Below are 11,272 nucleotides of genomic sequence, written 5' to 3'. Positions count from 1 at the left end.
AACACCAGAAAGGTGTCGGGCCCGCGATCGCGCAGCCCGGGGCGCAGACGCGGTCATTCCCGTACGCCGGGGCGGCCAGCCATGGAAGAAGCCGGCGGCCGGCGCCGATGCTCGCAACGAAACGCTACGCGCGATGAAAAGGCTCGGTCGAACAATCTGGAAGAAGTGGAGCGGCTACCATCGCCGCAGCCTGGTCGAGACGAAGATGCACTGCTTCAAGCTGCTCGGCGAGCGCGTCGCATCGCGCACCTTTGATCGTCAGATTACCGAGCTCAAACTCCGTGCCGCAGTTCTCAATCGATTTTCACAAATAGGAACACCGACCACCATCCGCGTTGCATAGATCTCGTCAGTAAAACCATATTTGTGCTTAATTATCTTTGTGCAACAAAGCCTCTGGGAGGCAGAAAATACCATTTGAAAAATACCCCCAAATATCCCGCACATTCAGCTCGCCGTATGGAACGTGTGAAAAGAAAGACCCCCACAAACCAAGCGGTTCTGCGCTTTCCTGACGATGTAAGGTAGTGATGATCGGAGAAATTGGTGGGCCCGGCAGGAATCGAACCCGCAACCTAGCCGTTATGAGCGGCCAGCTCTAACCGTTGAGCTACAGGCCCCACCGCCGCCTGCGTTAGCGCAAGCGTTTCCAAAGAAAAAGGGTGCCAAAGAAAAAGGGCGCTCCCGAAGGAGCGCCCTTTCCGACTCCAAAACGTTGTCGAGCGCAAGCGCCCGACACAGTCTTAGTTCATGTTGTCGGTCTTCTCGTCGGCAGCGTCGCGGACGTTGTCTGCTGCTGCGTTCATGTTGTCGGCTGCGTTCTCGAGCACGTCGGTTGCGACGGCGTTCGAGGTGTTGTCCGCCATGGCGTCCATGTTGTCAGCCTGCATTTCCATGTTGTCAGCCAGCATGTCCGCGTTGTTCTCAACTGCGGCGGCTTCTGGCGACTTGCTGCAGGCTGCGACGGACATCAGGCCGGCGGCAGCAGCGATCAGAACGATCTTCTTCATTCGAATGCTCCCAAGCATAGTTTCACTCGCGGCCGACCCGATTGCCGTCGCGAAGCCCCGTCAAATAGCGGCCCCCGACCGGCGGTCAATCCGCTAAATTCATCGCCCAGCAAGCTTTGCGACAGTCCGATGACGGGCGGGTTGCCGCAACTGGTCACTTTCTTGGCACGACCGAGCCGATTTCCTCGGGCGCATTGGCCACGATCGCGAGCATCGTCGTCCAGGCCGCGACGTTCTGGCGAAGCTGCTCGGGGTCGACCCGGTCGAGCGTATCGTCGGGCGTGTGATGCGTGTCGAAATAGCGCGTACCCGACTGGTTGAGGTCGATCGCCGCGACGCCGAGCGCCATGGTCGGGCCGACATCGGTGCCGTCACCGCCGACCCCTGCGCCGCGCGCGATGCCGAGCGGGGCGAGCGCGGAGGCGAGGCGATCGGCGACCGGCTTCGCGCTGTCGGGCAGGTTGGTCTCGAACCGCCAGACGCGGTCCGCGCCGAAATCGGATTCGCCCGCGGTGGCGTGCCGCTCGGTCTTGTGCGCCTCGGCATAGGCCTTGCCGCCAAAACCGCCGACCTCTTCGGCACCGAACCAGACGACGCGGATCGTCCGCCGCGGGCGCGGGCCGTCGAGGATCCGCTTGGCCGCCGCCGCGGTGATCGCCACGCCGCTCGCATCGTCGATCGCGCCCGTGCCGAGATCCCAGCTGTCGAGATGCCCGCCGACCAGCACGATCCCCGCCTTGGGATCGGTCCCCGGCACTTCGGCGATGACGTTCCCCGATTCGTGCGTGCCCGTCATCCGCGGGGTCAGGACGAGCGTCATCGTGATCGGTTTGCCGCGCGTCGCGATCCGTTCGATCAGCTCGGCATCGGGCACCGACAGCGCCGCCGACGGGATCGGCGTGACGCCCTCGGGGAAGTTGGTCGTGCCGGTATGCGGATTGCGGTGATGATCGGTGCCGATCGAGCGGATCACGATCGCGGCCGCGCCCTTGCTCGCCGCCATCGCCGGCCCCACGAACCGTGCGGGTCCGAACGCGCCATAGCTCGACCCGTCCTGCGTCGGCTCCATTGCGTTGCCGACATAGGCGATCTTGCCGGCAAGGCTCCCCGCAGGCGCCGCCGCCAGGTCGCCATAGGTCTTGAACACCACCACCTGCGCGGTCAGGCCTCCCACGGGCGTCGCACCCGAATTGCCGAGCGCGGTCAGCTTCAGCGCCTGCGGGAAGGGGGCGAGGATCGACCCCGTCTCGACGCCGCGCACCCAGACGGGCATCTGGTACGGCTCGATCCGCACGTTCTTGAACCCCAGCGCCTTCAGCTTCGTCACCGACCAGGCGCGCGCACGCGCCTCCGCCTCGGTCCCCGCCAGCCTGGGGCCGATCTCGGTCGTCATCCCCTCGACGATGTCATAGGCGACGTCGTCCTTGAGCGCGGCATCGCGGAGCGCTGCGACCTTCGCATCGACCGGGGCAGGGGCGGGTGGTGCGGTCCGCTGTGCCATGAGAGGAACGGACAGGGTGGAGGCGGCCAATACCGCGAGCGTGTGCTTCATCATCCGCGACAGCCTATGTCGCTGCTCCCCGTTTGCCAACGGCCCGCCGCATCGCTATCTGCGCACGTCAAATCCCGCCTCATTCAAGCATGGAGCTCGGCACCCACATGGCCGTCCAGTATACCTACGTCATGAAGGGTCTGACCAAGACCTTCCCCGGTGCCGCAAAGCCCGTTCTCAACAACATCCACCTCCAGTTCATTCCGTCCGCGAAGATCGCGATCATCGGCCCCAACGGGTCGGGCAAGTCGACGCTGATGAAGATCATGGCGGGCATGGATCCCGACTTCACCGGCGAGGCCTGGGCGGCCGAGGGCGTCAATGTCGGCTATCTCGCGCAGGAGCCTCAGCTCGATCCGACCAAGGACGTGATGGGCAACGTCAAGGACGGCGTCCGCCCCGTCGCCGACCTCGTCGACCGGTTCAACGCGATCTCCGCCGAGATGGGCGATCCGAAGGACGACACCGATTTCGACGCGCTGATGGAGGAGATGGGCGATCTCCAGGCCAAGATCGACGCGGTTGATGGCTGGGCGCTCGACAGCCAGCTCGAACAGGCGATGGAGGCCTTGCGCTGCCCGCCGGGCGATGCGTCGGTTGAAAATCTCTCGGGCGGCGAGAAGCGCCGCGTCGCGCTCTGCAAGCTGCTGCTCGAGAAGCCGCAGATCCTGCTGCTCGACGAGCCGACCAACCATCTCGACGCCGAGAGCGTGTCGTGGCTCGAGAATTACCTTAAGGAATATACCGGCAACGTCATCCTCGTGACGCATGACCGCTACTTCCTCGACAATGTCGTCAACTGGGTGCTCGAGCTCGATCGCGGCCGCTACTACACCTATGAGAGCAACTATTCGGGCTATCTGGAGAAGAAGGCGCAGCGCCTCAGCCAGGAAGAGCGCGAAGAGGCCGGCAAGCAGAAGGCGATCGCGACGAGCTGGCGTGGATGCGCCAGACCCCCAAGGCGCGCCAGACCAAGTCGAGGCCCGTATCCGCGCGTTCGACGAGCTGATGGAGAAGCAGGAGAATCGCGTCGCCGGCAAGGCCGCGATCCTGATCCAGCTGCCGTCGCGTCTCGGTGGCAAGGTGATCGAGGCGAAGGGTCTGACCAAGTCCTACGGCGACAAGCTGCTGTTCGACGGTCTCGACTTCACGCTGCCGCCGGGCGGCATCGTCGGCGTGATCGGCCCGAACGGCGCGGGCAAGTCGACGCTGTTCAAGCTGATCACCGGTCAGGAAACCCCGGACACGGGAACGATCGAGGTCGGCTCGACCGTCAAGCTCGGCTATGTTGACCAGAGCCGCGACGATCTCGATCCGAACAAGAATGTCTGGCAGGAAATCTCCGACGAGCTCGAGATCTTCCGCTTCGGCAAGCAGGAGATGGGCACGCGGGCGTATGTTGGCGCGTTCAACTTCCGCGGGCAGGATCAGCAGAAGAAGGTCGGCCAGCTGTCGGGCGGCGAGCGCAACCGCGTCCACATGGCCAAGATGCTCAAGGAGGGTGGCAACGTCCTCCTGCTCGACGAGCCGACCAACGATCTCGACGTCGAGACGCTGCGTGCGCTCGAGGAGGCGCTCGAGACGTTTGCAGGCTGCGCGGTGGTCATCAGCCATGACCGCTTCTTCCTCGATCGCCTCGCCACGCACATCCTCGCTTTCGAAGGCGACAGCCATGTCGAGTGGTTCGAGGGCAATTACGCGTCGTACGAGGAGGACAAGCGCCGCCGCCTCGGCGACGCCGCCGACCGCCCGACGCGTCTGGCGTACAAGAAGCTCACGCGCTGAGCGTCTGAGACCCGCCGCGGCCCATGTTTCCGGGCTGCGGCGCCCCCCATCAACCCCGTCATCCTGACGAAAGTCAGGATCCAGGGTCACAGGCGGCCCGCTTGATTGCTCTGGATCCTGACCTTCGTCAGGATGACGAGGGTGGTGTAGGACCGAGCTGGTGCCTGCCACGCAAGCGCCATGTTGATCCCCTAACCGGGGTCGGTAGGAGACATATTGGTCCCCACGAACGGAGCAGGCGTGACAGTTATCGAACACTCCCCCGGTGGAGATGCCCCCCCCGGGTGCGGGGGAGCTGCAATACCGGCTTCGCCAGCAATCGATACTGGCCGATTTCGGGATCGAGGCGCTGCGCGCGCGCGATCTCGAACCGATGCTCCAGCGCGCCACCGAATTGTGCGGCGAGGGGATGCGCTCGAAATACTGCAAGTTCCTCGAATATCGCCCCGAGCAGGACAGCCTGCTCGTGCGCGCGGGGATCGGCTGGGCGCCGGGCGTGGTCGGATCGGCCGAGATGCGCACCGATCTCGCTTCGCCCGCGGGCTTCGCGCTCGAGACCGGCCAGCCGGTCATCTCCAACCATCTCGAGAATGAGGAGCGGTTCCGTACGCCCGCCTTCATGGCCGAGCACCATATCCGTCGCGCGATCAACGTGCTGGTCGAGACGTCGGGGAAGCGCTTCGGCGTGCTCGAGGTCGACAGCCCCGACGAGGGCAAGTTCGAGCCCGCCGACCTCGCCTTCATGCAGGGGTTCGCCAACCTGATCGGCGTCGCGATCGAGCGGCAGCAGGCCGAACAGCGTTTGAGCGACGCGATGGAGCATCAGGAGCTGCTCACGCGCGAGGCGAGCCACCGCGTCAAGAACAGCCTCGCGCTCGTCTCGGCGATGCTCAACCTCCAGATGCAGGAGGATGACGACCCGCGCATTACCCGCCTGCTCGGCGACGCGCAGGCGCGCATCACCGCGATCGCACAGACACACGACCAGCTCTGGCGCGGCGAACAGGTCGGGATCGTCGCGCTCGACGACCTGGTCTGCGGAATCGCGACGGGGCTGGCCGAACAGGCGCCGCTGCACCGGATCGACTGCGACATCGACGCGATCCGGATCAGCGCCGATACCGCGATCCCGCTCGGCCTGCTCGTCACCGAGCTCGTCACCAACGCGATCAAATATGCGTACGGCGAGGGTGGCGGCGTCATCGCGGTGACGATTCGCAACGCCGACGGCCGGATCCTGCTGACCGTGTCCGACGATGGCGTCGGGCTGCCCGCCGATTTCGACCTCAAGGCCGCCTCGCGCAAAAGCCTCGGCATGCGGATGATCGGCAGCCTTGCCCGGCAGTTGCGCGGCACGATCGCGATCGAGAATGCCGCGCGCGGCACCTGTGCGGTCCTCGACATCCCCGACCCCAGGATCGTGCTCCCGGACTGATCGCTTGACGCGTGTATGATGTCCGTAGCACACCTCTCCCACAATGACGGGGTGGGGATGATGGACATGCTGATGATGCTAGCGGCCGCAGCGGCTGCGGTGACTGCGCCGCAGGGCGACAGGGTCAAGCCGATCGACCAGTGTTTCGCGATCTACCGCCCCGGCTCCCCAGCAGGCACGCAGGCCGCCGGAGCCGACCAGACCGTCATCGGCGCAACCCGCCAAATCATCCGCGCCATCCGCATCGACGGTCGCCCCGCCTGGGACATCGTCGTGCATCAGCGCGTGCCGATGGCGAATTTCGCGATGCGCGATCACTTCGTCTTGAACCGCGACGATCTGACGCCGATCACCTTCGACAACAGCCGGAGCGGGGTCGAGCATGTCGCGCTGCGCTACACCCCCGGTCGCATCGTCGGAACGAAGACCGACAAGGCCGTCGTCACGCCGATCGACGTCGCGGTGGCTGACCCCATCTGGGAGGGTAATCTCTGGGGCGTGACGTTCGGCGCGTTGCCGCTCGCGATGGGCAGGAGCTTCTCGCTGCCCTTCTACCAGTATGACGGCGGCATCGGCCGCTTCACGCTGACCGTTACCGGCAGCCAGAGCGTTGCGACACCGACCGGGCCCGTCGATGCCTGGAGCGTCGCGGTTCTCAAGGACGGCAAGCCCAGCGCCACCACGCTGATCGCGAAACGCGATGCTCGCGAACTGGGCAGCTTCGCCGCGCGGGGCGGGACGAAGCTCGGCGGCGACTGCACCGGTCTCGACTGAGCGACGGTGCGAGCGCTCAGCGGACCCGCTTGACGTAGATCCGACCGCCGTCACGGCGTTCGGTCTGGAAATTGGGCACCGCCTCGATCAGCTCGGACAGATGGTTGAAGCCATAGTTGCGCGCATCGAAGCTCGACCGGTTGCCCGCGCGTTGGCCCAGTTCTGTCAGGCTCTGATAGCCCTTCTCGTCGCGCTTGCCCGCGTTGTAGGCGTCGATCAGCAGCTTGATCAGGTCCGACCCGATCGGCTCGCCGCCGCGCGATCGGCGTGCGGCCGGCGCGGCGGGGGCAGGGGCCTTCTCGCCACCGATCGCGGGCGGCAGCGACAGCGGCATCGGCTCGGATTCGTCGTCGAGCGCGCTGACGTCGATGAAGCGCGTGCAGGCTTGGCGGAAACCCTCGGGCGTGCGGCTGGTGCCAAAGCCATAGACGGGCACGCCGTCCTGACGGATCCGCATCGCGAGCGGCATGAAGTCGCTGTCCGACGACATGATCCCGAACCCGTCGATCCGGCCGCGGAACAGCAGGTCCATCGCGTCGATCGTCATCTTCATGTCGGTCGCGTTCTTGCCCTTGGTCAGGTCGAACTGCTGCTGCGGCTCGATGCCGTGCTTGATCGACATGTCGCGCCACCCCTTGAGCGCAGGCTTGGACCAGTTGCCATAGACGCGTCGGACGTTGACCGTGCCGAGCTCGGCAAGAACGGTCAGCACCGGGTCGAGCGTCGCCGAGGAGGCGTTGTCGGCGTCGATGAGAAGGGCGACGTTGCGGGTTGTGGTATCGGCCATGCCGCCGGGATTAGCCGCGCCCGCGCCCCGCGTCCACGCTCCAAGCGCCGCCACCCGCCGCGGCGAGGTAGAGGAACACGAAACAATAGAGCACCGCCGCCTCGCCGCCATTGGCGATCGGGAAGGGCCCCTGCGGTGCGTGCGCGAGGAAATAGGCCGCCGCCGACATGCCCGACAGCAGGAACGCCACCGGCCGCGTGAACAGCCCGACGATCAGCAACGCGCCGCCCACGACCTCGATTGTGCCCGCGACGTAGAGCAACGGAGTCATCGCCATCGGGAAGGGCGGCAGCCCGAAGAACTTGGAAATGCCGTGGCTGAAGAATACCAGCGCAACGACGATGCGCATCACGCTGAGCAGGCGGGGGGACCAGGTGGCGGGTATCGGCATGGGATCTTCCTGAACGTCGTTGCGGTCCCGCTACGTCCTATGCGCGCGTGCCTGCGTCAACGCGCCGGATGGAAACGGATCGTTCAGCGATGGGAGATCAGGGATAGGCGATCGCGATCACCTCATATTCGCGCTCGCCCGCGGGCAGGTCGACGCGGCGGACATCACCGATCGTGGCACCCCGCAGAGCCCGTGCGAACGGCGAATTCCAGCCGATCCGCCCATTGCCCGCATCGGTCTCGTCATCGCCGACCAGCGTGAGCACGCGTTCGACATCCTCCTCGTCCGCCACCGTCACGCACGCGCCGAACCAGACGCGGCTGCGATCCTCCTGTGCGGCGGGATCGACCACCTTGGCCGCCTTCATCCGCCGCGACAGCCAGCCGAGCCGCCGGTCGATCTCGCGCAGCCGCTTGCGCCCATAGATATAGTCGCCATTCTCCGAGCGGTCGCCATTGCCCGCCGCCCAGGAGATCACCTCGACCAGCTTGGGCCGCTCGCTGCCGAGCAACAGCTCATATTCCTCGCGCAGCACCGTATAGCCTGCCGGGGTGATGTAGTTGGGCCGATCCATGCGTGCCGTCTCGTCCGGTTCAGCCGGGCCGGGTCTTGCCGAGATACCAGGACGTGCGTGCGACGCTGCGGCTCTTGGCGCGGGCGGGGTTCATCAGGTCGTAGACGACCGCATTCTCGATCACGCGCTGCACATAGTTGCGCGTCTCCTGATACGGGATCGCCTCGATCCAGTCGATGATGTCGACTGCACCAGTGCGCGGGTCGCCATTCGCGCGCAGCCACTTGTTCACATTGCCGCCGCCCGCATTATACGCAGCAATCGCAAGCGGATAGGTGCCATAGTTCGCATAGATCCGCTGGAAGTAGCTCGACCCCAGCATGATCGACAGATTGGGATCCGTCGTCAGCGACGCCTGGTTATAGGCGAGCCCGATCTTGCCCGACTGCTCGCGCGCGGTCGCGGGCATCAGCTGCATCAGCCCGCGCGCACCGGCATGGCTGATCGCGGCGCGATCGAACTGGCTCTCCTGCCGCGAGATCGCATGGATGATCGTCCAGTTGTCCTCATAGCCGGCGGGCACGCTGACGGTCGGGAAGCCCGCTGCGGAATAGTCGCTGAGCCCGTTCGCCAGCGCGCTGCGCCCGACCATCACGCCCAGATCGGGGCGGTTGATGCGGGTGGACAGTTCGGCGGCGAGCGCGTGGTCGGTGTCGGTCGTCGCATCCGCGGCGATCTGGCGGACGAACGCGGTCTGGTCCTGCCAGTCGGCGATCTGACCGAGGAACTTGACCGCGCGCACCGTCTCGCGCTGCTCAAACGCGGCGCGCACCGCGGGTGCGATCGCAAGGCTGGCCATCGGCGGTGGCGGGGTCAGCGCGCGGCCCATCCGCTCGGTCGCGAGCTGCCCGTAATATTGATCGCGGTAGCCGGCCGCCTGCGTGTAGAAGGCGGTGGCATCGGCCTGCCGGCCCGCCGCCTCGGCCGCGCGTCCCGCCCAGTAATAGCCTCGCGCCCGCACCACCGGCGAATTCGACCCACGCGCATAGCGGTCGAACAGCGTCATCGCATCCGCCGGCCGCCCGAGCTGCTTCATCGCCGCCTGCCGCCGAGCCAGGCGAGATTGGTATATTCGTCGCGCTCGGCATAGGATTTGGCCGAGATGTTCGCCCCCGCCGGATAGGCATCGTCGATCTGCCGCGCGATGTCATAGGCGACCTGCCACTGGCCGTCATTCGCCGCGCCGCGCGCATTGGTCACCAGGATCTCGTACCATTCGCCCGCATTGCCCGGCCGGGTGGTCAGCGCCCGCGGCCGCGCGAGCCAGGCGCGCGCGCTCGGGCTCGCGCCGCTGTTGCGCAACCACACCGCGCGGTCGGCGACATAGCCCGCGTCGCCGCGATACGTCTCCATCGTCGCCGCGGACAGGTCGGACGCGTTCGGTGCATTGGTCCGGAAGGCGAGCCGCGCCTCGAACAGCGCGCGCTTGGCAGGGCTGACCAGCGGAAGCTGGCGCTGCGCTGCGCTCGTCTGTCCCGACCAGAGCAGCGCGTCCATCCGCGCGTCCTGATCGTCGCTCGACAGCGCGCCGGGGAAGCCCGTCGTCACCGCGACCTGATCGATCGGCGTCAGCCGCCCGATCGCCATGCGGTGCGCACCGCGGCATAGGCGCGGTCGCGCTGCCCGGTCGCCTGCAATGCGCGCGCATAGGCAAGATTGCCCGCCGCGGACTGCGGCGGATAGCGCGTGAAGAAGGCGACGACGCTGCCGGGCGCCCCGCTGCCGATCCCCGCCTGACGCTCCGCCGCGCGGCGGTTGGCGGTCTCGTTCGGCCAGCCCGGATGCGCCATCAGAAATCCGGCATAGCTGTCGAACGGCAGCGCGTCGGTCTGTTGCAGCGCGCGCCACTGCGCGATCGTCGAGGCGATCGCGCCGTCGCTCGCCATCGGCTGCGCCTGCGGGCCGATATTCGAAAGCTGCGTCCGGTACCGGTCGAGCGTTTCCTGTCCGACCCCTGAAGATACCGCCGTGCCGGCCAAAGCCGCCAGGACGATGCTCGATTTGAACGCCAATGCTACCATGTGGACAGGATAGCAGTTCAACCCGTATCTGTCCTGAACGAAACGCCCGAATTCAGCGCGGCAGGAGCGCAATATACCGATGTTTGCAGGTTTTTCCTTTGCCGGGTCGATCCCGGCGCTCGTCACGCCGTTCGCCGCGGACGGCGCTTTCGACGAGAACGCCTATCGCGATTTCGTCGAGTGGCAGATCGCCGAGGGCTCGTCCGCGCTGGTCGCGTGCGGCACCACGGGCGAGGCAGCGACCCTGTCCTATGATGAGCATTTCCACGTCGTCCGCGTCTGCGTCGATCAGGCGAAGGGCCGCGTCCCCGTTATCGCGGGGGCAGGGTCGAACGACACGCGCGTCGCCTCGGCCAATCTGCGTGCGGCGCACGAGGCTGGCGCCGATGCCGCGCTGATGGTCCCGCCCTATTACAACCGCCCGAGCCAGGAGGGGATCTTCCGGCATTTCGAGGCGCTCGCCGCCGACGCGCCGCTGCCGATCATCCTCTACAACGTGCCCGGCCGCACCGTGACCGACATCCAGCCCGCGACGCTGGCGCGGGTCGTCACCGCCTTTCCGCAGGTGTTCGTCGGCGTGAAGGACGCCAGCGGGGTGCTCGCGCGCGTCTCGCAGCACCGCGAAGCCTGCGGGCCAGACTTCTGCCAGCTGTCGGGCAATGACGACCTCGCGCTCGCGTTCAACGTGATGGGCGGCACCGGCTGCATCTCGGTCACCGCGAACGTCGCGCCGAAGCTGTGCGCGGAGTTCCAGGCGGCCTGCCAGGCGGGCGATTTCGTCACGGCGCTCGCCTATCAGGACCGTCTCTATCCCCTGCACGACGCGCTGTTCACCGACGCGTCGCCGGGCCCGGTCAAATACGCCATGGCGCGGGTACGGGCCGGCTTCCCCGAGACGCTGCGCCTGCCGATGACCCCCGCCGGCGACGCCTCGCGCGCCGCG

Annotated in this window: 12 protein-coding genes, 1 tRNA gene and 1 pseudogene; 5 read left to right on the top strand and 9 right to left on the bottom strand. The window is 66.4% G+C overall.

The window, feature by feature from the left end:
* Positions 1 to 343: transposase (locus NI18_RS22440; RefSeq protein ID WP_347574863.1), on the top strand; the 343-nt coding region annotated here is incomplete at its 5' end.
* A gap of 201 nt (positions 344 to 544) precedes the next feature.
* Here the strand turns inward: NI18_RS22440 and NI18_RS14060 are convergent.
* From NI18_RS14060 to NI18_RS14050, 3 genes are all read right to left on the bottom strand, one after another.
* Positions 545 to 620, bottom strand: a tRNA-Ile gene (locus NI18_RS14060).
* Between the two features lie 123 nt (positions 621 to 743).
* Complete coding sequence (locus NI18_RS14055) at positions 744 to 1,010, bottom strand: hypothetical protein (protein WP_031393308.1); 267 nt, start codon at positions 1,008 to 1,010, stop codon at positions 744 to 746.
* 154 nt (positions 1,011 to 1,164) lie between these two features.
* Positions 1,165 to 2,565: a M20/M25/M40 family metallo-hydrolase gene (locus tag NI18_RS14050; protein ID WP_037530663.1), complete on the bottom strand. Its 1,401-nt coding sequence runs from the start codon at positions 2,563 to 2,565 to the stop codon at positions 1,165 to 1,167.
* Positions 2,566 to 2,669: 104 nt separating this feature from the next.
* Between NI18_RS14050 and ettA the strand changes: the two are divergent.
* From ettA to NI18_RS14035, 3 genes and pseudogenes are all read left to right on the top strand, one after another.
* Positions 2,670 to 4,347: pseudogene (gene ettA, locus NI18_RS14045) on the top strand (energy-dependent translational throttle protein EttA).
* A gap of 271 nt (positions 4,348 to 4,618) precedes the next feature.
* Positions 4,619 to 5,782, top strand: coding sequence for a histidine kinase dimerization/phosphoacceptor domain -containing protein (locus NI18_RS14040; protein WP_037530670.1), 1,164 nt, complete (start codon positions 4,619 to 4,621; stop codon positions 5,780 to 5,782).
* Positions 5,783 to 5,800: 18 nt separating this feature from the next.
* Positions 5,801 to 6,556 carry a hypothetical protein gene (locus NI18_RS14035; protein WP_128082226.1) on the top strand — a complete coding sequence of 252 codons (756 nt, stop codon included), beginning with the start codon at positions 5,801 to 5,803 and terminating at the stop codon, positions 6,554 to 6,556.
* A gap of 16 nt (positions 6,557 to 6,572) precedes the next feature.
* On the opposite strand, the gene NI18_RS14030 is transcribed toward NI18_RS14035, so the two are convergent.
* The 6 genes from NI18_RS14030 to NI18_RS28070 form a co-directional block, all read right to left on the bottom strand.
* A complete protein-coding gene (locus NI18_RS14030) occupies positions 6,573 to 7,343 on the bottom strand; it encodes an NYN domain-containing protein (protein ID WP_031439510.1) in 771 nt (256 codons plus the stop codon).
* 10 nt (positions 7,344 to 7,353) lie between these two features.
* The gene (locus tag NI18_RS14025; RefSeq protein ID WP_037530659.1) at positions 7,354 to 7,734 is read right to left on the bottom strand and encodes a DoxX family protein; all 381 of its coding nucleotides are present in this window, start codon (positions 7,732 to 7,734) and stop codon (positions 7,354 to 7,356) included.
* Between the two features lie 97 nt (positions 7,735 to 7,831).
* On the bottom strand, positions 7,832 to 8,308 hold the full coding sequence (greB, locus tag NI18_RS14020) for a transcription elongation factor GreB (protein ID WP_037530657.1): 477 nt from the start codon (positions 8,306 to 8,308) through the stop codon (positions 7,832 to 7,834).
* Between the two features lie 19 nt (positions 8,309 to 8,327).
* Positions 8,328 to 9,344: a lytic transglycosylase domain-containing protein gene (locus NI18_RS28080; RefSeq protein WP_347574862.1), complete on the bottom strand. Its 1,017-nt coding sequence runs from the start codon at positions 9,342 to 9,344 to the stop codon at positions 8,328 to 8,330.
* The gene (locus NI18_RS28075) at positions 9,341 to 9,895 is read right to left on the bottom strand and encodes a hypothetical protein (RefSeq protein WP_347574861.1); all 555 of its coding nucleotides are present in this window, start codon (positions 9,893 to 9,895) and stop codon (positions 9,341 to 9,343) included. Before NI18_RS28075 ends, NI18_RS28080 begins: the two co-directional genes overlap by 4 nt.
* Entirely contained in the window at positions 9,877 to 10,350 is a 474-nt protein-coding gene (locus NI18_RS28070) for a hypothetical protein (RefSeq protein ID WP_347574860.1), read from the bottom strand. Before NI18_RS28070 ends, NI18_RS28075 begins: the two co-directional genes overlap by 19 nt.
* A gap of 58 nt (positions 10,351 to 10,408) precedes the next feature.
* On the opposite strand from NI18_RS28070, the gene dapA reads away from it, so the two are divergent.
* The coding region (dapA, locus tag NI18_RS14010; protein ID WP_037530654.1) for a 4-hydroxy-tetrahydrodipicolinate synthase at positions 10,409 to 11,272 on the top strand (864 nt) is incomplete at its 3' end.

It is taken from the genome of Sphingomonas sp. Ant20 (assembly GCF_000783375.1).
GTDB lineage: Bacteria > Pseudomonadota > Alphaproteobacteria > Sphingomonadales > Sphingomonadaceae > Sphingomonas > Sphingomonas aerolata.
The sequence above is the reverse complement of the archived record's forward strand: the minus strand, read 5'-3'. Positions and strand labels throughout refer to the sequence as shown.

Excerpts from the sequence above, each read along its gene's own strand:
- NI18_RS14035 (WP_128082226.1), top strand. The coding sequence starts at position 5,801 with ATGTCCGTAGCACACCTCTCCCACAATGACGGGGTGGGGATGATGGAC.
- NI18_RS14055 (WP_031393308.1), bottom strand. The coding sequence starts at position 1,010 with ATGAAGAAGATCGTTCTGATCGCTGCTGCCGCCGGCCTGATGTCCGTC.
- NI18_RS14050 (WP_037530663.1), bottom strand. The coding sequence starts at position 2,565 with ATGATGAAGCACACGCTCGCGGTATTGGCCGCCTCCACCCTGTCCGTT.
- NI18_RS28080 (WP_347574862.1), bottom strand. The coding sequence starts at position 9,344 with ATGAAGCAGCTCGGGCGGCCGGCGGATGCGATGACGCTGTTCGACCGC.
- NI18_RS28075 (WP_347574861.1), bottom strand. The coding sequence starts at position 9,895 with ATGGCGATCGGGCGGCTGACGCCGATCGATCAGGTCGCGGTGACGACG.
- NI18_RS14030 (WP_031439510.1), bottom strand. The coding sequence starts at position 7,343 with ATGGCCGATACCACAACCCGCAACGTCGCCCTTCTCATCGACGCCGAC.
- greB (WP_037530657.1), bottom strand. The coding sequence starts at position 8,308 with ATGGATCGGCCCAACTACATCACCCCGGCAGGCTATACGGTGCTGCGC.
- NI18_RS14040 (WP_037530670.1), top strand. The coding sequence starts at position 4,619 with ATGCCCCCCCCGGGTGCGGGGGAGCTGCAATACCGGCTTCGCCAGCAA.
- NI18_RS14025 (WP_037530659.1), bottom strand. The coding sequence starts at position 7,734 with ATGCCGATACCCGCCACCTGGTCCCCCCGCCTGCTCAGCGTGATGCGC.